General features: G+C 45.4%; 25 protein-coding genes, 1 tRNA gene, 1 pseudogene and 1 riboswitch. Of the genes and pseudogenes, 5 read left to right on the forward strand and 22 right to left on the reverse strand.

What is annotated here, in order from left to right; all coding sequences use genetic code 11:
- Nucleotides 1-13: 13 nt before the first annotated feature.
- Nucleotides 14-1141, reverse strand: coding sequence for a deoxyribonuclease IV (locus tag CS562_RS09740; RefSeq protein ID WP_099855274.1), 1128 nt, complete (start codon nt 1139-1141; stop codon nt 14-16).
- Between the two features lie 170 nt (nt 1142-1311).
- Here CS562_RS09740 and CS562_RS09745 point away from each other — a divergent pair, with 170 nt between their 5' ends.
- Together CS562_RS09745 and CS562_RS09750 are read left to right on the forward strand one after the other, a co-directional pair.
- Nucleotides 1312-1782, forward strand: coding sequence for a DUF2621 domain-containing protein (locus CS562_RS09745; RefSeq protein WP_063564408.1), 471 nt, complete (start codon nt 1312-1314; stop codon nt 1780-1782).
- 165 nt (nt 1783-1947) lie between these two features.
- The gene (locus tag CS562_RS09750) at nt 1948-2859 is read left to right on the forward strand and encodes a TIGR01777 family oxidoreductase (protein ID WP_099855276.1); all 912 of its coding nucleotides are present in this window, start codon (nt 1948-1950) and stop codon (nt 2857-2859) included.
- On the opposite strand, the gene CS562_RS09755 is transcribed toward CS562_RS09750, so the two are convergent.
- From CS562_RS09755 to CS562_RS09800, 10 genes are read right to left on the reverse strand one after another with little or no spacing between them, the layout of a single operon-like run.
- A complete protein-coding gene (locus tag CS562_RS09755; protein WP_099855278.1) occupies nt 2848-4767 on the reverse strand; it encodes a DUF6382 domain-containing protein in 1920 nt (639 codons plus the stop codon). The two genes, CS562_RS09750 and CS562_RS09755, sit on opposite strands and share 12 nt — an antisense overlap.
- Nucleotides 4768-4793: 26 nt before the next feature.
- A complete protein-coding gene (locus CS562_RS09760; RefSeq protein ID WP_099855280.1) occupies nt 4794-5306 on the reverse strand; it encodes an A24 family peptidase in 513 nt (170 codons plus the stop codon).
- Between the two features lie 8 nt (nt 5307-5314).
- Nucleotides 5315-6400, reverse strand: a complete 1086-nt coding sequence (locus CS562_RS09765; protein ID WP_099855282.1) for a pilus assembly protein — start codon at nt 6398-6400, stop codon at nt 5315-5317.
- Nucleotides 6401-6429: 29 nt separating this feature from the next.
- Nucleotides 6430-8580 (reverse strand): hypothetical protein, encoded by a 2151-nt coding sequence (locus tag CS562_RS09770; RefSeq protein ID WP_099855283.1) that lies wholly within the window; start codon nt 8578-8580, stop codon nt 6430-6432.
- Between the two features lie 57 nt (nt 8581-8637).
- Nucleotides 8638-9303: a TadE/TadG family type IV pilus assembly protein gene (locus tag CS562_RS09775; RefSeq protein WP_257219440.1), complete on the reverse strand. Its 666-nt coding sequence runs from the start codon at nt 9301-9303 to the stop codon at nt 8638-8640.
- Nucleotides 9296-9484, reverse strand: coding sequence for a Flp1 family type IVb pilin (locus CS562_RS09780; protein WP_076291724.1), 189 nt, complete (start codon nt 9482-9484; stop codon nt 9296-9298). The genes CS562_RS09775 and CS562_RS09780 overlap by 8 nt, the downstream gene beginning before the upstream one ends.
- 12 nt (nt 9485-9496) lie before the next feature.
- A complete protein-coding gene (locus tag CS562_RS09785) occupies nt 9497-10366 on the reverse strand; it encodes a type II secretion system F family protein (RefSeq protein ID WP_099855288.1) in 870 nt (289 codons plus the stop codon).
- A gap of 12 nt (nt 10367-10378) precedes the next feature.
- A complete protein-coding gene (locus tag CS562_RS09790; protein ID WP_257219441.1) occupies nt 10379-11140 on the reverse strand; it encodes a type II secretion system F family protein in 762 nt (253 codons plus the stop codon).
- Between the two features lie 25 nt (nt 11141-11165).
- Nucleotides 11166-12467, reverse strand: a complete 1302-nt coding sequence (locus CS562_RS09795) for a TadA family conjugal transfer-associated ATPase (protein ID WP_373561706.1) — start codon at nt 12465-12467, stop codon at nt 11166-11168.
- On the reverse strand, nt 12467-13690 hold the full coding sequence (locus CS562_RS09800; RefSeq protein ID WP_099855290.1) for a nucleotide-binding protein: 1224 nt from the start codon (nt 13688-13690) through the stop codon (nt 12467-12469). Before CS562_RS09800 ends, CS562_RS09795 begins: the two co-directional genes overlap by 1 nt.
- Before the next feature lie 486 nt (nt 13691-14176).
- On the opposite strand from CS562_RS09800, the gene CS562_RS09805 reads away from it, so the two are divergent.
- Complete coding sequence (locus CS562_RS09805) at nt 14177-14515, forward strand: BLB8/JUQZ-1 family protein (RefSeq protein ID WP_076291721.1); 339 nt, start codon at nt 14177-14179, stop codon at nt 14513-14515.
- Between the two features lie 296 nt (nt 14516-14811).
- On the opposite strand, the gene CS562_RS09810 is transcribed toward CS562_RS09805, so the two are convergent.
- The 7 genes from CS562_RS09810 to CS562_RS09840 form a co-directional block, all read right to left on the reverse strand.
- The gene (locus CS562_RS09810) at nt 14812-15195 is read right to left on the reverse strand and encodes a VOC family protein (protein ID WP_076291720.1); all 384 of its coding nucleotides are present in this window, start codon (nt 15193-15195) and stop codon (nt 14812-14814) included.
- A 161-nt stretch (nt 15196-15356) separates the two neighbouring features.
- A complete protein-coding gene (locus tag CS562_RS32570; protein ID WP_125477256.1) occupies nt 15357-15599 on the reverse strand; it encodes a hypothetical protein in 243 nt (80 codons plus the stop codon).
- Between the two features lie 579 nt (nt 15600-16178).
- Complete coding sequence (locus CS562_RS09820) at nt 16179-17042, reverse strand: DUF6612 family protein (protein ID WP_099855292.1); 864 nt, start codon at nt 17040-17042, stop codon at nt 16179-16181.
- Nucleotides 17043-17141: 99 nt separating this feature from the next.
- The gene (locus CS562_RS09825) at nt 17142-17564 is read right to left on the reverse strand and encodes a thiol-disulfide oxidoreductase DCC family protein (protein WP_099855293.1); all 423 of its coding nucleotides are present in this window, start codon (nt 17562-17564) and stop codon (nt 17142-17144) included.
- Between the two features lie 144 nt (nt 17565-17708).
- Entirely contained in the window at nt 17709-17987 is a 279-nt protein-coding gene (locus CS562_RS09830; RefSeq protein WP_024629327.1) for a hypothetical protein, read from the reverse strand.
- 98 nt (nt 17988-18085) lie between these two features.
- Nucleotides 18086-18331 carry a zinc ribbon domain-containing protein gene (locus CS562_RS09835; protein ID WP_024629326.1) on the reverse strand — a complete coding sequence of 82 codons (246 nt, stop codon included), beginning with the start codon at nt 18329-18331 and terminating at the stop codon, nt 18086-18088.
- 203 nt (nt 18332-18534) lie between these two features.
- Nucleotides 18535-18954 (reverse strand): organic hydroperoxide resistance protein, encoded by a 420-nt coding sequence (locus tag CS562_RS09840; protein WP_099855295.1) that lies wholly within the window; start codon nt 18952-18954, stop codon nt 18535-18537.
- 445 nt (nt 18955-19399) lie between these two features.
- Here CS562_RS09840 and CS562_RS09845 point away from each other — a divergent pair, with 445 nt between their 5' ends.
- Entirely contained in the window at nt 19400-20695 is a 1296-nt protein-coding gene (locus tag CS562_RS09845; protein WP_063564630.1) for an Nramp family divalent metal transporter, read from the forward strand.
- Between the two features lie 145 nt (nt 20696-20840).
- Here CS562_RS09845 and CS562_RS09850 read toward each other — a convergent pair whose 3' ends face one another.
- Together CS562_RS09850 and CS562_RS09855 are read right to left on the reverse strand one after the other, a co-directional pair.
- Nucleotides 20841-21533 carry an HAD family hydrolase gene (locus CS562_RS09850; RefSeq protein WP_175383733.1) on the reverse strand — a complete coding sequence of 231 codons (693 nt, stop codon included), beginning with the start codon at nt 21531-21533 and terminating at the stop codon, nt 20841-20843.
- Nucleotides 21534-21695: 162 nt separating this feature from the next.
- The gene (locus CS562_RS09855; protein WP_024629322.1) at nt 21696-22091 is read right to left on the reverse strand and encodes an HAD family hydrolase; all 396 of its coding nucleotides are present in this window, start codon (nt 22089-22091) and stop codon (nt 21696-21698) included.
- Nucleotides 22092-22211: 120 nt separating this feature from the next.
- Nucleotides 22212-22387, reverse strand: a riboswitch (cyclic di-AMP (ydaO/yuaA leader).
- A gap of 367 nt (nt 22388-22754) precedes the next feature.
- Between CS562_RS09855 and CS562_RS09860 the strand changes: the two genes are divergently transcribed.
- The gene (locus tag CS562_RS09860) at nt 22755-23231 is read left to right on the forward strand and encodes a glutathione peroxidase (protein WP_024629320.1); all 477 of its coding nucleotides are present in this window, start codon (nt 22755-22757) and stop codon (nt 23229-23231) included.
- On the opposite strand, the pseudogene CS562_RS33810 reads toward CS562_RS09860, so the two are convergent.
- Both CS562_RS33810 and CS562_RS09865 read right to left on the reverse strand, forming a co-directional pair.
- Nucleotides 23207-23275: pseudogene (locus CS562_RS33810) on the reverse strand (hypothetical protein); the annotation flags it as partial. The gene CS562_RS09860 and the pseudogene CS562_RS33810 sit on opposite strands and share 25 nt — an antisense overlap.
- Nucleotides 23276-23378: 103 nt before the next feature.
- Nucleotides 23379-23461 (reverse strand) — tRNA-Leu (locus CS562_RS09865).
- Nucleotides 23462-23496 lie beyond the last annotated feature (35 nt).

Below are 23496 nucleotides of genomic sequence, written 5' to 3' on the forward strand. Positions count from 1 at the left end.
TTTCCTCCTTCAACTAGGCCGTGACAAAAATTTCTTTGCCTGCAAGCCAGGCGATCAAACGATGATTCAGTTGTTCTTCATTCAAATGCGGGAACAATGCGGCTTCAGCCACGAGGTCATACAGACGTTCCAACGGCTCACGTGGATCGGCTTTCTTCGCTTTGGCATCATTCTTGAGCAACGTCCAGATATCCAGAACATATGAACGGGACTCAATCTCTTTTCCTTTGAAGAAATGATGCAATTGTTCCACTTCTGTCAGGAACTCAGGACCAAATCGACCAGCAACATCCCCGCGAAGCAATGCAATCTCTGCTTCATACATAGGACGCTGAGTTTTGGCTTCTTTACCAATCCAAGGCGTTTCCAAAATAAACGGACGCCCTTGAAGAGCCTCGTGATGCACGATACGGTTAATCGCCTCAAAACCAATCCAGCCGGATCCAATCGGTGTATGACGGTCCTTGTGCGCACCCACAGGGTTCTTACTATCATTAATATGCATTACGGCAATGCGGTCAAGCCCTACCGTACGATCAAATTGTTCAAGAACACCGTCCAAGTCGTTCACGATATCATAACCCGCATCGTGAATGTGACATGTATCCATACACACAGTAAGGCGTTCATTGTGTGTGACCTTCTCCATGATCTGAGCAATTTCTTCAAAACTGCGGCCCATTTCAGTTCCTTTACCAGCCATCGTTTCCAGAGCGATATTCACATCCGTCTCCTTCACTCCGTGCAGCACTTCATTCAAGCCTTCAGCAATACGTCCGATGCCGTAGTGAGCATCCTTATCCGTAAATGCGCCGGGATGCAGCACGATATTTTTGACACCAATCGCATGTGTGCGACGAATCTCTTCCTGAAGGAAACTTACGGCTAGCTCATACGTGTTTTCTTTGTATGATCCTAGGTTAATAATGTATGGCGCATGGACAACGATATCTTCCATTCCGCCCTCTTGCATCGCAAGCTTGCCTTCCTCAATAAACATGGACTCAATAGGCTTGCGGCGGGTATTTTGCGGTGCACCCGTATATATCATAAACGAACTGGAACCGTACGAGGACGCTTCCTTCGTTGCACTCAATAATCCCTTGTCCGAAAAGGACACATGGGAGCCGATTTTAAGCATCATTAATCCCCCTTTTTCTGAATTATCCCTTATTCTAACGCGATTATCGAAATAAATCTAGAAATGCGCTATAATTCGGGATATAGGCTATTTTTTACAGCTGTAATTTGGAACATGGGTGGGCGGAATCCGTCTTTCCGTGAAAATCAATAAACCGAGGTGACTCCGCAATGATTTTCGGCTCCTACGCTTGGACGTTGACTAGTAGTTCCCCCAGCAATTGGTTTATGAACACGATCGCATTCTGGACCGTTCTTTTGCTTGGAAGTATGTGTGTTGGCGGATTTTTTATGATGCGCAAGTTTTTGAAAGTGCTTCCGAAGGCAGACGGGAAGTCCAAACTCGATTGGCAGAACCACTGGGTTGAAACCAGCCGTCATTTATGGACAGATGAAGCAAAAGCTTTTCTGGACCAACTTGTAGAACCTGTTCCCGGCCCATTTCGAGATATCGCCAAACATTCCATCGCAGCAGAAATCGGCAAAATTGCGTACGAAAATAATGCACCTGAAGTATCCAGAGATCATTGCATTAAAGGATACATTATAGCCACACCGAAGCGGGATAATAAGTTTCTGGTGAAATTTCTGGAGAAAAACCAAATTGACTATTCGCCTTATAAACATTTGATGAATAAATAGATCAATAATTCAGCCGAACCGAACATTAACATGTACTAGGCTTACATATTCAAACATGCTCCGTCAGGTAAGTTATACCCAGTAAGGTAATGCTTACCGCCCGGGGCTGTTTGTCGATCCAATATTACATGTCAGCATAGTCAAAATAACAAGGAGGTCGCCATGATGAAGATTGCGATTTGCGGAGGTACCGGTTTTGTCGGAGGAGCACTCGTTGATTACTGGCTTCAGGCAGGCCATCATGTGAAAGTTATTACACGTAAATTGCCGAATTTACATAATCCCAGCCAAAACCTTACTTATATCTCATGGGAACAGGTAGAGGAACAGCCTCATTTGCTGGAAGGAATGGATGCCTTGGTGAATCTCGCCGGAGAAACGTTGAATCAACGTTGGACAACCAAAGCGAAACTGGAGATCGTTGAATCCAGAGTGACTACAGTAGCGCGCGTAGCCAAATTGGTAGATTCGTTGGAACACAAACCGGAGGTTGTCGTACAGGCTTCTGCCATGGCGATCTATGGGACCTCTCCCACAGAAACATTTGATGAGAGCAGTCCTCAAAAATCGGTGAATTTCCCATCCCGCGTTTCTCAACAATGGGAAGTTGCTGCTGATGCCATCAAACATGTGAGACTCGTGAAAATCCGCGTTAGCCTCGTGCTTGGTCATAAAAAAGGTGCTTTTCCATTAATGAAACTGCCTTATATGCTTGGTGTTGGGGGCAGGGTGGGAAGTGGCAAACAGTGGACCAGTTGGATTCATATTATGGATATTGTGCGTTTGATTGATTTCACGATCCAAAATAAAGAAATCTCCGGTCCGGTGAACGCCTCTTCGCCCAACCCGGTAACCAACGATGAATTCGGACGTACGGTAGGCAAAGTGTATCATCGTCCGCACTGGTTCCCCGTACCCGGAATTCTGATCAAAACACTGGTCGGTGAACTCTCTGTCGTGCTGCTTCAGGGACAGCGGGTTATCCCACAAAAAGCGTTGGATCACGGATTTCAGTTCACCTTCCCTACATTAACCGATGCATTGGAAGATCTAAAACACCGGGGTCTATCCGACTGATCGATACGTGTAAACAGACTCAGCCAACGTAAAGGTATCTCCATCTTCCAGTGGATATTCTTTGTACGGAGCAAGAACATCGCCTTTGAGAATGGTTCCATTCACAGAACCCAAGTCCTTAATAACATAGCCGGATTTGTTCCGGCTCAATTCCACATGAGCACGGGACACACCGGTTGCTGAATCTACCCACTGGACCATGTCCGCCGATCGGCCAATAACAAACGATGCTCCACGGACATCCATCCGTTCATTTTTGTCCCCTGTTGCTGATCTACGTTCAAGATAAAAAGAAGGTGCTACTGGACCTGCTCCTGTAATGCTTCCGCCAGCAACACTTTGCAGGTTTACAGTTGCATCAGCCGCCGCATGATGACGGACAAGTTCCGATGTTGCAGCCATGGATTCGACAGTATGCTGAACAAAAGGTTCATCAGATACTTCAGATGGTACATGTAGATTTTGAAAGCGAGAATTCCCTGCTACAGATGACCTAGATTCAAAAGAATGCCCCCGTCCTGATTCAGAACTTTGCATATCACCAGAGCTCTGTTGACTCGTGTAACCTTGTCCATAGGTGTTACCTTCTGGTGACATTTCAGATGCATTCCAACGCCAGCTCTCCTGAAACATCTCTTCTTCGCTTTCTTTCTGCTTATCTTTGCCTCTTCCCAATCCAAAAAAAGCAGATCTCTTATTGGTAGAGCCCTCTTGTAAGTCGCCATCTGTATATTCTTCATTCGGCATCTTTCTGCGTAGCAAATTGGATTTCGAATTTCCGAATTCCCCTTTGGTCACCCATACCCAACCCGCGATCCCAAGCAACCCAGCACTTAATGCTGCAGATAGAATCATTTGTGTCTGCCCTGGTTGTTCCATATAGATGAATCTCCATACCAGCGCCATGGCAATCATACAGCCCAGAATGATATAGGTCGTTTTGGAAGAATTCTGCTTCTTGTCCTTCTCATCCTTTTCCATATCATCGTCCTGTATTGAATCAAACGTTTGGCGCTGTGACGGATTCGTCGTAACACCTTTCGCTTGCAATGAGGACTCTATCAGTGAACGTCTGCCGGAAAATCCTGAAAAGGGTTTGTTAAGTGGTTTTTCATCCTCCGTTCTAGATTTCCTCGGTTGATGATTTGATTTCAACTGCTGCCCAGCTTCGTCATTTCGATCCAACTGACGATACTGATCTTGCCCATTTCTATTGGAAAATAGATCATTTCCCTGCTCTGGAACTGCAGAAAGTGGCATCCCAAATTGACTGTCAATTGTGCCGGATGACCCGCGTGAAGACATAAACGATGCCTGGCCTGAACCACTCTGCTCATCTGCATATAATTCAAGCAAAAGTTCACGCAGTTGTCTGATATCCCATTGTTCACTGTCACATAGTTGAAGGACACGCTGAATTCCTTCGCCCTGAAGTTCCTGAACATGGGCCATTAGCCTAATAACCAGTTCGCGGAATTGCTGAGGGGTCGGATCGACCTCAACTGCATCGATAATCGGGATGTATACTAAACCGAGTTCCCCCAGTTCAAGTGAACCATTAATGAATATGTACTCTTCCTGAATCTGTAATTGACGTGAATCCAACATATATTGTCTACATTCCGTAAACGTATCTGCCAGCTGAAACAATAGACCATATAACACACGCAGCTTCATTTTTCCTGATTTCAACATTTGAGGTAACATCTTATATCCCGAAATATCATATTGTAACGTTACATTTCGGTCTACCTCTCGAAAATGAACGGGAAGAAGACGGGGAATTTGATTGGAAGACAACATACCCATCTGTACACGGCTCAGTTCGTCCATTCGCAGCCCTTCCGCTTTCTCCAAAACCATAAATGATCCGCCGTTTCGAATGAAATCTCTCGTTAATCCATACATGCCAATCCTCTCTTTCCATTGCTTAGTTAAGTCATGTAGATATAGGCGCTAATGAATCCCGGCAATACGGCCAGCATAAAAGGAAACTTCAGTGACTTTTCCTGATTAACCAGTTTGAGCGAACCAAGCATGAAGAAACCAGCAAGATTTCCTGCCATGCCACGAATCCGCTTCGCTGAATCCCTGCGAAATAAGAGAATGACTAATCCAATTGCCCCTGCGTACAAAACGGAGTAAATAATAGTGTGAACACCAAAGGCCAGTCCTGTCCAAGCTCCAATTCCTCCAAACAATTTTACATCTCCCGCACCCACTGCGCCGATTAGATACATTAGAAATAAGACACCAAACCCCATCGCGAATCCGGCTGCGGAGAACAAAAAACCCTCCCATCCTCCCCAGATGATATGGGCCAGCACTCCCGCGACAGTCACTGGTAAGGTTAAACGATTTGGTATTTTCATCGAACGAACGTCTGTAACAAAAGCTGCAATCACATACAGACTACAGGCCAGGTAAAACCACTCCACCTCCACCATCTCCTTCCTTATTTTCTGGAAGCCACATTAAACTCGGTCACCGTCTTGGCACCATCCGCAGTCTCTACTACAAATGTCCATGTGCCTTCCGTTGTACGTGTACCAACAAACCAGTTCCACTCAATCACACCATTTTCATCAGCAGTCGCCCACCCGATATGTTTGGCTGAACTTTCACCGGACTTGTAAAATATCGTTAAGTTCGCTGTAGCTCCGGGCTCCACTTGAACCTTAATTGTCGCGTTGTTGCCTATGTATGCTGGCTCCGGCTTGGATAGTACGGTTGCTGCTCCAGCTGAATCCGTGTCTCCCCCACTACTGTTGGAGCCTTCTCCGGTATCTCCAATCCATACCCGTTCTGCCGCAGCCGCTTGAATGCGTAAAGACTTCCCTAGAAAGGGAACTTTAACAGGCAATTCATAGCTCAATTCAAGCCTGAAGTAAGGATTCGTTTTATTTTTGAGATCAGGTATGGAAACACCATTAACATGCACTCGCTCTACATCCAGTACAGAAGTATTGATAAAAGGCTCAAGCAGCGGTTTAACGGTCGGATCAAGAACAGTCTCAATAACAGATGTCTTGATCTCCTGTAACGGTTGTTCACCTCTGGCAGCAGCTGCGCGTACCCAATCACTTAGCGGGTCCGGCAGTGAAGAGGCATACTCTTCGGCCCATTCCGTCAGTGAAAGCTCCGGTATTTTCCATCCACCCTCCGAGCCTCCACTACCTGCGGAATCAGAGGGGCTGAATACAAGAGAGACCGGATATATTTTCGTGGATAACTGCTTTACCGCCTCACCTGCCGTGCTCTGCAACGCTGTTGATACCAACGTCATCTGCACGATGTAAATCAGGAACATGACAAAGAACAGGAATACAGGCAAAACCAGCGAGGCTTCCAAAACGATGCTGCCCATTTCCTTTTCTGATGAACCCGTCTTTCTTGGAGAACCTTCTTTTTTTGGAAAACGCACTTTCGAAATAGAATGTATTTGCTCAGTCAGAAACTTCATTCTTTCCAGTCTACGCACTCGTGTAAGTCGACTCTGTAATCGTGCCAATATTTTTTCCTGCTGATGTTGCTTATCCATAATCCCTCCACCGAAACGATCCAGATTACTCAATAGGAATAATCGGCCTTTCGATCAATGAAAAATCGCCCATCTTCTACCTGATCTTCACTACCCATGACAGCGCCTATACTTCTTATGACTCCTGGTAAAAACCACAATTTAATACTGCTGCGCATGTTTCCTGAAGCGTATGTCTGCTTCTCATCCGGATTCACGCCGGTATTCAATCGGATCAAAGCCAACATTCTGGACATTTTGCGTTCATTGTTGCTATGCATTAATAGGAACAAACGCAGATGGTCCCTGTATGTAAGCTTGACTTTGATATATTTGGACAATTCCACACTGCCGTCTTTAGCCAGTTTCACCATATCTGCTATAGCGTTTGTAATTCCGTATAAAATTGCAGCAGATAATACAAGTAGTGGGTTCCCCAGCTTGCTATTCTCAATTAATCCTTCTGCAGTTCGAATCGCCAGACGCATGCCAAAGATCTCCGCATATGCAGCAGCAATGTTCCCTGAAGGATTGTGAAAACCATATACGATGTACTCCAGTTCCTGATTCTCCAGTTTGAACACTTCACCAGCATCTCCACTACCTTCAGTCCAGTTTAGCAACTGCCCAAAATCCATTGAGTTGAAATACGCCAGTGCATACTCATTCTGAAACAATTCATCGCCAAGACTATCCAGCAAATTGGACATTCCTCCGAACAAACTGTCCATTCCGTTCATGGCGTTACCACCGGAGTCATACGGATCGCCAGCAATCTCTGCCTTCTTGGCTTCCTCACGGCTCGCTTGGTTAAAAGTCATGTTGGCGTTGTAGTACTCCTCCAGCTGTTTGAAGGCTTCCATGGAGCCGGAGCTCCCCTTTTCGATTTGTGATAATATGCGTTTAACATCCTTCAACTTCCCTTTGGATTCTTTATCATTCGCTTTGCGCTGGGCATCGGCTCCACGACCGCTTTCCAACAGCTGTTTACTTTGGAGAATGACATTGGAAGGTCCACTCCTTACATAAGTATCCATGTATCGTTCCGTGACCTGACTAGCCTGTCTAACCGCTGGTTTAATGGAGACACCACTCATTACTGTAACCGAACGAAGCTGCGTATTAAGCTCCATACTGTCATTTCTGACATTGGTAAAATCCGAATTTTGAGAGCGTACATGTGCATTTAACTGATCAAACAGTGTGTCGGCTCTTACAAGTTCCGAAGCAAGGGAGCGTGTACTCTTGGCTTCATTTCCCGATCCGGTAGACGGAGGGCTCGTCCCAGGCAGCGTTGAGTTGCCTACTTTTTCGTAACTGGCATTCTGTGAACGGTTCTCCCCCTCAGCGATTACCCGCTTCATTTCCTCATTGATTTTGCGAGCTTCTTCAATCTTGACTTGGGCTTCCTCCAATTTAGCCTGGTGAGCCTGCAATGCTGGTTGTATGATCGTGCTTATGCCTGTCGCCACATTCCCTACGCCTGTTCGATAACGAGCCAGCTCTAGCATGTACTGTTGCTGGTTGAATGGCAGTCCCTCATCCATTTGTTTTTTGTTAAGATAATCCGCATAACGCGCCGCTGCTTCGGCAGCTGTCTCTGGCGTCTCTCTTAACATCTCATCGTAAATGGCAGAGGAAGGCGGATTCATAATCAGTGCAGATAGACCCTTCAGCTTATCGGCGGATTCCGTCTGATTGGCTATTGCTTCGTCAAGCAATTCCTCACGTTTGTCATACAGTTTTTGCAATTTTTTGAGCAGATCCACAGTATGAGCAGCTTCTTTCATCTCTTCTGACATCGGCTTAAAACGGTTGACCACTTCCAGGGTAAAATCAACCGGTGCACGATATTTCATATCCTCCTGAATTTGGCGATTAAAAATATCGTATCTGCCCAGTTCACGCTCCATGCTTAGTGAAGTCGTATCCCATTGGATATCCAGAATGGGAAACCCATCTTTCACAGCCGAGGGCTTCACACTATCATTCAGCACCTTGGCCATAATGGACTCACCACTGCTGTCACCGTATCCAAATAGACCATACTCCCGCAAGGAAGTATCGTAGGCTGACATCACAGATCTCATCGCTGCATGCGTCATTCGTTCTGCCTGTACTTTGAAAGCAGCAATACGTGCATAATCAATGAAAATGGAAACAAACATAAAGATTCCAGCCAAAATCAAGATCAAGAACACGGTTACGGCTCCAGATTCACCGTCTTTTTTTCTGAACAGTGTTTCCTCCTCCTCTCCTCATTTTTTGGTTTTGCCAAAATGCTGTACAACCTGTCCCGCTTCAGCGGCAGTACTGGATGCGGCTCCGCCCTTGCCTTTAAACTTGGCTGCATAATAACGGACCAGATCCACCGTTCGGATGAATTCCGTCGGCTCTACAACTGCAGATGATCCTTGTGTTAGTACATTGTTACTTGAATCAAATAAAAAAGAAGGCAGCGGTAAAGAAATCACCTGTTCCAGCTTGGTTGTAACTTTTCGCTGGATCAGCGAGTTCTGATATTCAATTGTCCCGTTCATGCCAGAGGGCATTCCTTGTGCCGCTTGGGACAGTTTCTTTTCCGATAGACTTCCGCCTTCTCCCGCAGGTACAGAAACAATAACCTCATTGTCCGCTCCCGCCCAACCAAACAGTGCTCCGAGCAATCGATCTTCGGTCAGTCTCCAGTACAAGTTGTCATGTTCCCCAGCCACAAATTCACCCGTCATCGCCTGCTTGTAGCTGTTGTCCCAGCTGTAGGCGGCACGTTCAGAAGCTGCATACGTATGTTGGTTCAGAAATGTCTTCTGATACATGTACATGGAGAAAAATAAAAGCAACACGAGAATAAACAACACAATAGGGAAGACCAGGGAGGCTTCAATGGTGAAGCTCCCTTCTTCCTTTTTGAATTTTTTACTCAAAAAACTCATTACTCCTATTGCTCACATTCGTTAACAGTCTTTCTACCAATTTTTTAATTTGATCCTTGAATATTAATGCAATAATGATAATAACGCCGATGATCAGAATCAGCTCCAACGTACCAAGCCCATCCTCTTCCTTCCAAAATCCAGTTGCCTTGCTTTTCATCAATTCCAGCATCCCCAATTCCTCCTACATATTCATCATCATAAAAGCAGGTGCCCCGATCATCACCACAATCGAAAAAAAGATCAGTACCATCGGAAACACCAGTTTGGAAGAAGCCTGTTCTCCCTTAGCCCGACTAACAGCCTTTCGTTTCTCCCACAACACATGGGACAGATCACGCAGCGCCAGTACAAAGTCACCTCCCCCTCGCCGGAAATTCAGCAGCACTGTTGTTGTAAAAATCGTCACTTCCTGTACACCACAGCGACGACTGAACTGTTCAAAGGATTGTTGAAACGAGTAACCGTTGTTCCAATCCCCGACCGTCTTTCGCAGCTCATTATAGAGAGGATGATTCCGTTCTCCCTGACTGGCTACACAGTGAACAATTGCACGCTGCACCGTTTCTCCCGCACCAACTAGCAGAACAATTCGGTTCAATAACTCTGGCAGCTCCATGAGTATGTCCTGATCTCTTCGCTGTACTTTGGTGTTAAGATCTTTGTAGAGTGCAAAGGGCAGTGCAGCACCGAGTGCCAATCCACCTACCATACCCCCAAGCCCCATGTCCCCAACGAGCGCCAGAAGGCAGCCTACGAGCAACATCAGCCACGAATAAGTCAGCATCTCAGCACAGTAGAGCATCGTTTTCTCTCCACTATGCTGTATGCCATACATTTTCTGAATGGCATGCTGCATACGGAACATGAGCACAGGCAATCTGCGGCCCACCTCGAACCTGTCCAGTAAAAACAAAAAGGGGCCATGCAGCTTCTTCAGACGTATTCCTTCCATATCCAGTTTGCGCAAATGTCGGTAGGTCTGCCCTCGCGTTCGATCCAGCACCAGCCACCCTGCTCCGAGCACCCCTCCGAAAATAACGGGAAGCAACATCGTGTCAGCTCCTTATACTTTGATATCCATTATGCGTGTAATCCACAAATAACAGCAGGCAAGTAACGCCAATGCCCCACTGGAGATCATATATCCCATCCCGCTGTATAACGGCTCCATAAAATCCTTGGCCGTAAAGTTTAGAAAAATCAGAAAAATAAATGGAGCGGCAAACATCACTTTAGATTCAAACTTCTTCTGTGCCACCGCTACCATGATGTCCTGCTGAATATCCAGCTTCTCACCAATTACCGCCGAGGTTCGCCTTACCACTTCGACCAGATCTCCACCCGTTCGCTTACATGTGATGAACACATCGGCAAAGTTTGTGATATCCTCAATTTTGGCCCGATCCGAGAAGTCTTGCAGCGCCTCTTCAATGGGCTGACCATATTCCATCCGCGTCCTCAGAATGGTGAATTCACGAATGAGATCTGTATCCGCTTCAGGATTCAGCATGCGCAGATCCTCCACGGATTCCTTAAATCCATTCTCTACTGATTTTCCCGCAGCCAGCGCGGAGGACAACGCATATAATGCCTGCTTAAAATGCAAACTGAGAGTCATTCTTCTTCGTTCCAGCAGTACTTTTGTCCAATGTTTTGGTACCCATATACACCCCGCAGCCAATATCAATCCGGCCAACCAGTGATGATAGAATAGAATACCGACACCAAAGAACAACAAACCACTAATCAGCATGCAGCCCATCCGCTGCCTCCGGGATAGCGTATACACGGTGTAGTCCGTTAACGCCTGTCTGGCCTCACCCAACTTCATCACCTACCCATAAAAACAACTAATTTACGTTGTTATCTGATTCAATTAACTCATCGCTATTGCGTTCTATGTACTCTTTCAACCATTCCCCTAGCCCAGCCATCTGAATTTTATCCACTTGTCTCAGCGTTCCAACTTGCACGAGTCCGCCAATAATTTTGCCTTCTTTTTCTTCGATTTCCTGGAAACGAAACAGTGAATTGAGCAGCACTTCTCCATCCTGCATGCCAATCACTTCACTAATCTCGGTCACCCGACGTGAACGGTCCCGCAGCCGGGATAAATGTACAAAGATATCAATGGCCGAGCTGATCTGCTGCCGGACAACCGCGATGGGAAGATCCGCTCCACTAAGCACCATGGTCTCCAATCTGCTGATCATATCGGAGATCGTGTTCGCGTGTCCGGTAGACAAGCTTCCATCATGTCCAGTGTTCATGGCCTGCAACATATCCAGCGCTTCTGCGCCACGTACCTCACCAATGACAATTCGATTTGGACGCATCCGCAGGGATGACTTGATCAAATCCCGAATAGATATTTGCCCCTTGCCCTCGGTATTCGCATTGCGCGTCTCCAGCGATACCAGATTGGGTACGGTGACAATCTGCAATTCAGCAGAGTCCTCAATCGTGATGATCCGTTCATCCGCCGGGATAAACTGAGATAATGCATTTAGGAAAGTGGTTTTCCCCGACCCGGTTCCGCCGCCGATAAAAATATTGTATTTGCTGCGCACCAACTGCTTCAGCAACTCTGCCGCTTCCTCATGCAGGGCACCTTTACCAATCAGATCGGACATCTTCATCGGTTCACTCGGGAATTTCCGAATCGTCATGGTTGGACCCTTCAACGCAATCGGAGGCAGTACGATATTAACCCGCGAGCCGTCTTTCAACCGCGCATCCACGATTGGAGAAGACTCATTCACAATCCGGTTCACCCCGGATACAATCATCTGAATAATGTCTTCCAATCGTTCCCTGGACTCGAACTCCAGCGTGATCTGTCTGACCTCTCCTTCTTGCTCAACGAAAATTTCCCGGTGGCTGTTGATCATAATCTCCGTAATTTCGGGATGATCCACCAAAGGTTGTAGAATATCCAGGCCTCGAAAGGAGTCGAATAACCGCTGCACCAGCGTATGACGCTCCCCGGAGGTCAGATCATTCAGTTTCGGGTCAGAAAGTACTTTACGCTCGATTCCCTGCCACAGTTCTTCGTCTCCCGCAGAAGAAGTTAAATCCAGGCCTTCCCTGACCTCACGACGCATGATCTGAAACTGCTCTTCACGGTCCAGTATCATCTTGGATGAATCCATCATAGTGACCACCCATCACCCTTCTGGATTCGTCCTGTCTGCTTCAGTTCTTCTTCCCCATCCTGTACGATCATGGCGCATAGCCTCTTCACTTCGCGTTGAAAAATCGGTGAGCTGAGCATCACTTCCTCCTGACTCAGCTGCTTCCAGGAAGGGATATACGGCAGCACTCCATCCAAATGCAGATCAGGTCTTGGCAAAGCATTGATGACGCTGTCCCGATACTTGTTGACAATGAAGCAGGCACGATCCAGTACACTTTCATGCAGATCCGGCCACGTACGCTCCATGTGCTGAATCCATTGACCCCAGCGGTGCATGGAAGAGATGTCATCCTCCACCAGCCACACGAATGCATTGGAAGCATCGAAAATCCCCTCACTGCGTCCATCCCAACCTGAGTCCCCATCCAGAATGAGCACATCATATTGCCCGCAGTCCGCCAAATACCGAATAAGGCTCTTCGTATCCTCACGGGACATTTGCAGCAATTCCTTCCGATTCGATAATGGCCAGAATACATCCGACTTCAGCACTTCGTGACGAAGTACATATCCGTCCACCCCTTTGGAGGAAGACTGTGCTTGTCCCTGTTTGCCCGATTCCTTCCTGCCCACCTTCAAATCGTAAAGAAGACGTGACAGCCCTGTTTCTGCATCGAGTATACGCTGCCCACTTCTAGACAGACCTTTCTCCAGAAACGGCATCGAGCTATCTAACGTCTCCAGATTGAGATACAGAACAGCATATCCTGCAAGCCCCAGCTGCTTCGCCATATGCATCGCTACCGCAGTTTTGCCACTCCCGCCGGAAGCTGATACAACTCCAATAGAAAGTGTCTCCTGTCCTGGACGATGGGTTTTCTTCCGACGCGGCTGCCGACAAGCATTAAGAACAGCATCCATCAGCGTAGGCAATGGTTGATATTTCATCAGCCGTTTATCCTCATCCACCTCATCTAATCCTTCACTAAGCATCAACCATGGAATACCCGAGGTTTCGCCACCGTGACTCAGCCAGCTGTTCAGAAATTCCGGTTCCGCAATCACCAGGTCCGGCAGTTCCCTACCTTCCTGTTCGTTCATGTGATCCCTGAACGCTTCCCATTGTGAAAAGGCGGTAAATCGTATACTGGAGCCGGACGGGCTGCCTTGTACAAAATCAAGCCAGGCGCTGATATACTCTCTGTCTTTAGAAGCCAGCACTGCCTTAAGAACAATCAATTCTTCTCCCCTCCCTGCAAAAAAAAGCACAAAAAAGCACCGTCCAATAACCGCAAAAATATGCAGTGTATGGACGGTGCTTCCGTCACGTGCTATGAATGTATGGATAATATAGCATACAATTTCTGGAGGAGCAAGGGATTTATTCTACTTCAACTAATCACCTACTCCTTATAGCTGGTCATCCAGATCACTATGTATCCATTTGTCATACCATTTCCTTGTCTAAACAAAGTATTGGTCGATTTGCATTCTATTCCTTATCCCTGTTCGTAATAGTTAATTACGATAGCTTATATTTTTATCAATTTGCTATGAAATAAATCAATTATCATTATCAGTTTCACAAAATTGAATATCTCAAAATTAATACTTGGTTCACATAATATTCATCCAATAAAATACTTTATTTTCCGAATATAGTTTACTATTGGATATATTTTCTATATAATAGAATTGTATTCCAAATATGAGAGGATGATAACGATGAAAAAGAAACTTATTACTGGTCTATTAACTGTCGTTGCGTGCTTCACTGTTGGTTCTACATCTTTCGCGGCTACTGCTGCTACACCAAGCCCTAGTGCTGCTTCTGCAGAAACGTCCAATGTAATAACTCTTGCAGATCAAATTTCTGTTCCTATTAGTTTGAGAGTTGGCGAGAGCATTACAGTTGCTGGCTCCAACTTTTGGATTAGCGGGGACTATGGCGGCATTTATTTAAATCAACAAGGATTAATAATTGGTTTGTCACCTGGAGTTTGTACAGTAGTTGGTTATTTACCTAACGGTGATACTGTACTCTACACTGTCACTGTACGATAAACTCATACTTAATCAGAGGGGATGTAACTCATCCCCTCTTTCCTATGATAATTTATGTAATATATTTTAATATATTTTAATATATTTTAGAAAAGTAAATTTATTAGACCTTCATTCTAATTCCCTTCCTCGAAAAAAACCGCCATCCAATACCCGCATTAACATGCAGTATATGGAAGGCGATTCCCATAAGTACTATTTTATCAATAACTCTCAATCTAGAATACAAATGGTATTTAAAAATTATAAAATAAAATCGTTCTTCTAGTATCTCTTTGTCCCCTATTTCAAAAAAATCAAGAATGATAAGGTGCATCAAACTCAATAATATTGCGGTCAGGATCAAGCACAAAAATCTGTGCAAACCCGGCAACACTATCTGGTCTTGCCTCATATTCAATTCCCTGCTGTTCCAGCCAGACCAAAGTCTCCTTGTAACTCTTCACCCAGATCGCAAAATGTCCATCAGTTGTATCAATGCCAGCCTCACGAAGCGTATCTCCCTGCGGATGCTGTAATAGATGAAGCTGTTGACTACCAATGGCGTACCAGGTGCCCGTGGAGTTGAAAGGCGGACGTTCAATCTCCTGCATGCGAAGCAAACCGGAATAGAATTTCTTCGCAACCTCCAAATTACGTACAGCCAGACTCACGTGGTGTATATGTGCATATTCAATCATTTCTTCAACCTTCTTCCCTGAAATAGACTTTCTTCAGCTTCCCACCAACTCTAAATTCAATCGCTTACATGACTATTGTAGAAAATCCAAGCGCTTTCGCCAAGGGAAAAAGTTCAGGAAAAACAAAAAACAGAGCAGCTATGAACCTGCCTTCGCAACAACTAGCTGCGAAAGCCATAATGAAGCGTGCCCAGTTCCCCTAATTGCGGTGATAAGTCGTGCGGCTGACCGAACGGCACGCAGGGATTGCCATCGAAACTTTCTTCGCTGACGATCTGTTTGTTGTGGTATGTTGCGCTACGTGGGACATTTACTCTGGCTTTCTTGGCCAGGAAGAAGCTCGAATAGATTTTTTTCAATACGTAGCAGTGGGGAAGACGGTTCTCGAACGCCGATACTTCCATGATGAGGATACAGCCAGGATAATCAGTCTTAACGTCGTCTACAACCGAACCCTGTATGACCAAGGGAGAGATCTTCTGTCAGTCATATTTGAGGACACGAAAGGGTTAGGTTAACGGAAGTGATGCTGACCTCTTGAGGAAATCCTCTGACCTATCTGGTTGCTATCACGCTTAAACGCTCCGTAAGGGACCTCAGTCATTCCCAGTCCTCACCTTCGAGACAACGAATTTGGTAGCCTGGTGCGCTACGCAGAAGGCTTAGAAGAGCTACGGAAGGAAGAGATGCAACTTCGCCGCTCGATCAATCATGTGACAAAGCGAAATTATGCCTAAAATACGCAATCTGTAGTCTATAGGCTTATCACTCCCCATGCGGAAGCCACTACTGCTCACCCGTTTGTTAATACTCTGACCACAACGCATACAAAAAAAGAAAAACACCTCTGATTGAATTCAGCGAACCTGTCGGTTCACACAAATTCATATCAGAAGTGCCATCTCCAGAAGATCCACATCTTTAAGCAACTTTACCAGGTTAACTTCTCATTGGAGAGTCACACCCTCTTATCCTTACGCTTCTTATTTAGCACTATCCAATGCTTCTTGCGGGATTTTAATCTCTTTCACGCCATTATGGTTAGAGAACGTGCTGGTCATCTTCATGTCCATCGAGATTTTCTGTCCTTCCTGCTCCATATTCATAACCATGTTGACATCCGTACTTGCAGGCAGGTAGGTTTCTTTGTTGATCATATATTTCATTTTCATGCTGGTAATATTCATTTGATCAAGCATTGCTTGAGTTTGGGCATCCGATCCATTTTGCTCCATAACCGCTTTGGCCAGTTCCTTCACGTTATCACCGGATACGTCAGCGTTAATGACGTAGTTGTCGCCTTCTTCCGTAATTTTGGTGTCTTCGGCAATCTTTTTGAATTGCTCCAGCTCACCTTCCGGATTCATGCTTGCCTGCATCTGCTCAATCAGTGGTTTCGTTTGCTCGTCAGGAATTTTGACCCACTGGTCCCCCACCTGCGAATAAATCTTATCCGAAGTGATGTACTGCTTCACATTCTGCGCTTCCTGTCCGGACATTTCCATCTTCATCTCCTGATAGATCATCATCGGATCTTTGATGATATCCATCTTCAGCGATGTTTTCACCTGTTGATCCTGGGACTGCTCGCCAGCCACCATTTTCAAATTTTGATCAATATTGGCTTCCGTAGTGAAGCTTTTCATATCTTTAGTCGCTGCATTCGTTTTCTCAATTAACTCATCCAATGTAGGGATCTTTGTCTCCTTCTCCGCAGTTGTATTGCCCTCGTTAGACGTTTCGTTTCCAGCTGGCGGCGTTGCTGTACTGTTATCTGCATCGCTTCCGCAAGCTGTCATGCTTACTGCTAATAATGCCCCAATAATTAATGTAGTCCACTTCTTCAAGTTATTTGCCTCCCAAAATAGAATTGATCCGTACTCATTACCCAATTATTTCCGTTATTAATCAATCGGCATCGATACAATCTGTCACACTTAGCCTTTTTAAAGGAATCGATCCTTGATTTCGGGTGTAGGCAGCATACACGCTTCATCTTTACCGAACCAGCGATATCGATTGCGAGCTACCATGTTATATATGGCATTTCGAATAAATTTCGGTACAATAATCAACACGTACAATACTGGATAAGGGAATTTTAAGCCTTTGGCCAGACGCAGCGCTGCGGTTGAACGTGTATAATATTTCCCATCCTCAATGAGTACAAAAGTATCCATGCTGTCCGTGGACAGATTGCCCTTCTCCAGCAATTTTTTCGCTACATCCGATTGAAGTGATGCAAAATGATACTTCCCCTCAGGGTCACGCTTGATTATCCACTTCGTTAATCCTTGGCAGAAATGACAAACTCCGTCCACAAGCACAATCGGGTGTCCCTGATGCTGATCCGTTTGGTTTGCTGTCATAATCGTGGCCTCCTCATGTGTGCTATTAGAGTAACTTACCCGTTTTGAGTCATCCCGTTCGCTTTTTTCACATTTTATTTAAGTGTAACGAAAAATAGAAAAAGAGCGCAGGCTCTATGCCCACGCTCGTATCTGTTTTGGCAATTACTCTGCAATTGCCTTTTCCATCCATTGGTCGTCAATCATTTGTTGGTGCAGGTCACCAGCCCACTGGTCCATGCATTTGCAAATGAAATCTTTGCGACATACCGGACAAGGCGTTTTCTGTAGACGGCTGATATTGGTTAGCTTCCATTCCGGGGAATGGGAGTAGAATACACGGCATTGTGTACCGTCTACCAATTTCATTTTAAATTCATACAATCCGTCTTCCTTGTTGCCACTAGCTAATTCTAAATTTGCAATACGCGGTCTATAAGACATGGATATCACCTGTTAATTCAAATTTGGTTCATGCATTGACACTTCTTAGTACTAAATCATATTAAAGAAATTTTAGTTCGATGTCAACTCACGCACATTTACCCACCAAATAGAATATCAAGAATGGTACCCACCTGCCCCTGTTTTTTCCCTTTCAACACATCCGGATCGAATACTTCTACATATCCACAGGAAGAACAGGCGACGAAGAGATAATGATTGTGCTGAATATCAAACATTTTGCTAAGTCCCGCTCCTGACATGGATACTTCCTTAATATTGCAATCCGTACCCCTGCATTTGGTACATACAAATCGTCGTTCTATCATCTCTTCAATACTCATTGTCGTTCCCCCTCATTCGAATGTATGACTTCAAGCAAGAGTAGATTATGTAAAATAGTACGCTGTTCAACATGCAATCTCCTGCATCGCAATTGTTATAAAATACAAAACCCTGCCGAAGGCCAGCAGGGTCTTGTACTCGAACATCAGGTATCCAAAGACACCCTGCTCTATATGTTCCCTTTACTCCTACGAGTCAGGTCTTAAACTACATTAAGTACCACATCAATATTGCCGCGGGTTGCTTTGGAGTAAGGACAGAAATCATGTGCCTTGCGAGCAAGATCCTCTGCTTGACTGTGATCCACGCCAGGCATGCTCACATCCAAACGTACAGACAGTTGGAAACCATCATCCGCCGGATCTTTGCCGATGGATACATTACTTGTGACCACCACATTCCCCAATTTCACGCCTGCTTTGCGTGCCACATTGGCAAGAGCACTTTCATAACATGCACCGTATCCCGCTGCAAAGAGCTGCTCAGGATTGGTTCCTTCACCACCGGAGCCTCCAAGTTCTTTTGGCATTTTCAGATCATGCTTGAGCACGCCATCCGAAGAAGCCACCGAACCTGTACGTCCACCTTTAACTGTCGCTGTTGCTGTATATAAAGCTTCCATTAAGAATCTCTCCTTCGCCTTTAATTTTTTTGTTGCCTACTATTCAATTTAAACTTCTGGCTCATTTTGAAACGTTGTTAATCCTTATTCAGGTTTTACATCTTTATCTTTTTCATGCATCGGGAAAGGAACACAGGTAATTTATCCAAGGTTGGGTAATATACTAAGGCACAATTCACTCTCCGGTAAATTTTGTCCTCATACACAAAAGTTGCACTAGACAAAAATAATTGAAGGAGTACAATGTAAGTATCAACATAAACGTTTAGACATATGAAAAGTAGTTTAATTACGCTTTTGATTTTGGTTTAAGTGTTCAAATGTAATCAAAGGAATGACACCGTTCCTCTTCATATAGAATATCAATACTTCAAAGTCGGGTGATTATATTATGAGTAAAAAAAATCCGTTCAACACTCCTTCAAATGAACCATTGGCTGCGGGTATGGCCCCATCTCTCGGGGAAGCCCACAGCTCCATGAAGGTGCCGCAGAACGCTGCTTGGTGGAAAAAATTCCTTGCTTTTGTTGGACCGGGTTACCTCGTTGCCGTTGGATATATGGATCCCGGGAACTGGGCAACAGATATTGCGGGTGGTTCACAATTCGGATACACGTTATTGTCCGTTATTCTGATTTCGAACCTGATGGCTGTTGTGTTGCAGTCTCTCGCTGGCAAGCTCGGGATTGTCACAGGACGGGATTTGGCGCAAGCTTGCCGCGAACGATTTAGCATGCCTGTTGTGATCGTGTTATGGATCTTGTGTGAGCTTGCAATTGCAGCCACCGACCTTGCCGAGGTTATTGGTTCGGCCATCGCGCTCAAGCTGCTGTTCAACATTCCCATGTTATACGGCGTCATTATTACCGCTGTCGATGTACTGGTCATTCTTTTGCTGCAAAACAAAGGCTTCCGTGCATTGGAATCGCTCGTAATTGTGCTGATGGCCACCATCGCCCTCTGCTTCGGGATTGACCTGTTTCTCGCTAAACCGGATATGGGCGGCGTCATGCATGGTTTCGTACCGAATGTCGAGATTTTGCAAAATCCAGCTATGCTCTACATCGCCATCGGAATTATCGGTGCAACCGTCATGCCCCATAATCTGTATCTGCATTCTTCCATTGTGCAGACCCGTCAGATTGAACAAACGCCAAAAGGGAAAAAAGAAGCGATTCTGTATTCCACCATGGATTCAACCATCGCTTTAACGCTTGCTCTGTTCATCAATGCAGCCATCCTGATTGTGTCTGCTGCCGTGTTCCATAGTGCAGGTATGACTCAGGTCGCGGAAATTACAGATGCATACCATCTGCTGACACCTCTGCTGGGTACTACCATCGCCAGCATCCTGTTCGGTGTAGCCTTGCTGGCTTCCGGCCAGAACTCAACACTCACCGGCACGTTGTCCGGACAGATTGTAATGGAAGGCTTTCTGAACATTCGTATCCCAGCATGGCTTCGTCGACTGGTTACACGTCTAATCGCAATCATTCCGGCCGTCATCGTAACAGCCATTGCCGGAGAGCACGGAACAGAGGAACTGCTGATTCTGAGCCAGGTTGTGCTGTCGCTACAGCTACCCTTTGCCGTCATTCCACTGGTGATGTTTACGAGTGACAAAAAAAGCATGGGGGCCTTTGCCAACAAGCTGTGGCTCAAAATCATCTCCTGGATTATTGCCGGAGTTATCGTTGTCCTGAATGTGTATCTGATTATCCAAACCATTCTGTTATTCTAAGTTAAACGGAACTACGCAATATTTTGTCTAACTCAAAAAGGCTGATCAACTCAAGTCATGTATCCCTTGAGACGATCAGCCTTTTATATGTTTGAGCAGCCATCTAGTTCATACCAATTAGATCTTAAATACTGCTTGCTCTTATTTAGTTGTCTGAACTTTGAGTTACCATTAGCAATGGAAGAAGTTCCTCCAGTGATTCAACAGTCCAGTCTGGACGCTCTGCATCCGCAAGCTCCGGCTGGAACCTGCCATAACCCTGCAAAATCCGGATCGTATGCATACCTAGCTTCTTAGCTGGAATAATATCATTATCAATCCTGTCGCCGATCATGACCGCTTCCTCGGGTTTACATCCCGCCTGTTTCAACGCTACAGCATACAATTCAGGATCAGGCTTGGACACTCCTTCTTCAGCCGAACAGGCCAGCACATCCACATACTTGCGCAAACCGTAGCTATCCAGCCGATTTTCCGTCCCCGGGCTCTGATTGGCAATGATACCAATCTTATAGTGTTGCGATAACGTCTGGAGAACAGCGTCGGCTGACGCGAAGGGCCGCTCAAGCTCTTTGCGGAACTTTAGCTTCTCCTGTATCTGTTCCCGGTGCCCCTCGTCGCTGATAAGGGTACGAATAGCCAATTTCATCGGCCATTGCTCGTAATTTCGGTAGGAGGCGGCAAATAGTTCTCGCACCGTCTGCATCTCCACCTGATAACCAAGCGCACAAGCTTCACGAACGAACTGACCGATAATATCATCTACCGGCTCCCATTCGTCCACGAGCGTATCCCCCACATCAAAGAACAACCATTGTATTCCACGTACATCCGGCACGCCTATTCCTCCTCGTTAGCCACAGGAAATTATCCCTATTTCCCAAACCATAAAAAAGAAGACCCACCAACATGCATGAGTCTCCTCAAGTTTCCGTTTATTTATGATTTCAATTATAACAGGCAGCTGACACTGGATCAATCACAGGAATAGTACTAGCCACTAGCCATTCAACAGAAACCCAACTTCCCCATTCAAGGAATATACAATACGGTCTGCTCCCATTCCCCGATAGATCCCTTTGGGGTGGCTTTGTTCCGTAATGACACACAAGGACTTTGATGTCCAGGAGCGGCAGATCTGCAAATATCGACAGGTCAGATTAAGGCTATTTTCAAAAATAAAAACATTGCCGACACTACCTTGCGGCAAAAACCATTTCTGAGCTGCAGCCGTGTTCATGCGAATGACATGCTCCACACCGATTCTCCGGAGCCTGCGCTCTTCCCCTGCACTATTGGTCAGAACGGCAAACGGCATTTTTTTGTACATCAGCAATTTGATAAATTTACGTCCTGCTTCATTTGGAGCAGTCACTAAGATCATCTCTTTATCCATCATTCGTTCCTCCCTTGGCGTGAAAAGACAACAAAAAAGAAGCGTGGGGGACCAAGGCCTCCCGGACGCTTCTTCAATAATCCATAGCAAAAAGACACTATGAACCAGCGTACGGCTTGTTGCCTCTCCCTTTAACGCTTACGAGGTTAGCTGACGGATTCGGGCGCGAGAGTCGCCCTATTTCCGGCTGTCACCGGAAAATTCACCCCATGGATGCCTACTGTCCTGGACAGTTCATCCTGTTGGTTCCCCCGTTTCCCACCCATGAATGAATGGAAACTCAGCGATTAAAACATCGTTCTTTTATAATCAATAATCAGAGCGATATTATCGTTTGTTTCGTTTTTCATGTAAAATTTAATTTAAATTGGAATTACGATATGAATCATACACCCGTGCCATATTGGTGTAAAGTCTGCGCAGATCACCGAATCGACGGATTTTTGCCATTTCCCATCAATAATAGCGCTTACAACGCATCCATTCTCTACCCATCTCATCAAAGCTCTCTAATTCTCTCTTTAGCGATAATTAGGTATTAAATCAGTCACAGATCATACACGACAGCCTCAAATTGAGTTAAAAAAGCAATATTAATTTTGCAATATTTAATTGCAATCAATATAATAGAAGGAAGAGAAATATGAAATGGAGGCGATTTTCATGTCAGTCTACGACTACAAAGTAAACACCCTTCGCGGTCAGGAAGTTGAAATGTCCAACTATCGTGACAAAGTACTGCTTATCGTGAATACAGCAAGCCAATGCGGACTCACACCTCAATTCAAAGGTCTGCAAGAACTTCAGGATAAGTTTAAAGACTCCCCGTTTGAAGTTCTTGGTTTTCCAAGCAACCAGTTTGCACAGGAAAAAGGCTCTTCTGATGATATTGCCGAGTTCTGTCAGATGAACTATGGTGTCAGCTTCCCGATGTTCGAGAAAATCGATGTGAATGGTTCAAGCGCTCACCCTCTATTCCAGCATCTTACCAAAGAAGCACCGGGTGTACTCGGCTCCAAAGCCATCAAATGGAACTTCACCAAATTCCTTGTGGATCAGAACGGACGTGTTCTGAAACGGTATGCTCCCAAAACAACACCCGATAAAATTGAAGCAGACATCAAAGAATTGCTTAAATAACAACTGAAGGCCATCCGACCCCTGAAGACAGAATGAATATGCATTCAGGGAAACGGGTGACCTTTTTTTCTGGACTCATCTTTACTGTAAAAAAACATAAAAAAGAAGCTTCCCATATGGGAAGCTTCTTCCTAATCGTTCTTATGATGCGGTCGAGAGGACTCGAACCTCCACGGGTATACACCCACTACCCCCTCAAGATAGCGTGTCTGCCATTCCACCACGACCGCATGTCGTAAATAATCGGCAACAGAATTGATTATAC

Origin of the sequence: Paenibacillus sp. LK1 (assembly GCF_002750415.1) — a bacterium.
Classification (GTDB): Bacteria; Bacillota; Bacilli; order Paenibacillales; family Paenibacillaceae; genus Paenibacillus; species Paenibacillus taichungensis.

Excerpts from the sequence above, each read along its gene's own strand:
- CS562_RS09750 (WP_099855276.1), top strand. The coding sequence starts at position 1,948 with ATGAAGATTGCGATTTGCGGAGGTACCGGTTTTGTCGGAGGAGCACTC.
- CS562_RS32570 (WP_125477256.1), bottom strand. The coding sequence starts at position 15,599 with ATGGAAGTATCGGCGTTCGAGAACCGTCTTCCCCACTGCTACGTATTG.
- CS562_RS09745 (WP_063564408.1), top strand. The coding sequence starts at position 1,312 with ATGATTTTCGGCTCCTACGCTTGGACGTTGACTAGTAGTTCCCCCAGC.
- CS562_RS09795 (WP_373561706.1), bottom strand. The coding sequence starts at position 12,467 with ATGGATTCATCCAAGATGATACTGGACCGTGAAGAGCAGTTTCAGATC.
- CS562_RS09810 (WP_076291720.1), bottom strand. The coding sequence starts at position 15,195 with ATGATTGAATATGCACATATACACCACGTGAGTCTGGCTGTACGTAAT.
- CS562_RS09805 (WP_076291721.1), top strand. The coding sequence starts at position 14,177 with ATGAAAAAGAAACTTATTACTGGTCTATTAACTGTCGTTGCGTGCTTC.
- CS562_RS09740 (WP_099855274.1), bottom strand. The coding sequence starts at position 1,141 with ATGCTTAAAATCGGCTCCCATGTGTCCTTTTCGGACAAGGGATTATTG.
- CS562_RS09765 (WP_099855282.1), bottom strand. The coding sequence starts at position 6,400 with ATGGATAAGCAACATCAGCAGGAAAAAATATTGGCACGATTACAGAGT.
- CS562_RS09835 (WP_024629326.1), bottom strand. The coding sequence starts at position 18,331 with ATGAGTATTGAAGAGATGATAGAACGACGATTTGTATGTACCAAATGC.
- CS562_RS09840 (WP_099855295.1), bottom strand. The coding sequence starts at position 18,954 with ATGGAAGCTTTATATACAGCAACAGCGACAGTTAAAGGTGGACGTACA.
- CS562_RS09780 (WP_076291724.1), bottom strand. The coding sequence starts at position 9,484 with ATGCTGGAATTGATGAAAAGCAAGGCAACTGGATTTTGGAAGGAAGAG.
- CS562_RS09785 (WP_099855288.1), bottom strand. The coding sequence starts at position 10,366 with ATGTTGCTTCCCGTTATTTTCGGAGGGGTGCTCGGAGCAGGGTGGCTG.
- CS562_RS09855 (WP_024629322.1), bottom strand. The coding sequence starts at position 22,091 with ATGGATAAAGAGATGATCTTAGTGACTGCTCCAAATGAAGCAGGACGT.
- CS562_RS09825 (WP_099855293.1), bottom strand. The coding sequence starts at position 17,564 with ATGACAGCAAACCAAACGGATCAGCATCAGGGACACCCGATTGTGCTT.
- CS562_RS09830 (WP_024629327.1), bottom strand. The coding sequence starts at position 17,987 with ATGTCTTATAGACCGCGTATTGCAAATTTAGAATTAGCTAGTGGCAAC.
- CS562_RS09760 (WP_099855280.1), bottom strand. The coding sequence starts at position 5,306 with ATGGTGGAGGTGGAGTGGTTTTACCTGGCCTGTAGTCTGTATGTGATT.
- CS562_RS09860 (WP_024629320.1), top strand. The coding sequence starts at position 22,755 with ATGTCAGTCTACGACTACAAAGTAAACACCCTTCGCGGTCAGGAAGTT.
- CS562_RS09755 (WP_099855278.1), bottom strand. The coding sequence starts at position 4,767 with ATGTATGGATTAACGAGAGATTTCATTCGAAACGGCGGATCATTTATG.
- CS562_RS09845 (WP_063564630.1), top strand. The coding sequence starts at position 19,400 with ATGGCCCCATCTCTCGGGGAAGCCCACAGCTCCATGAAGGTGCCGCAG.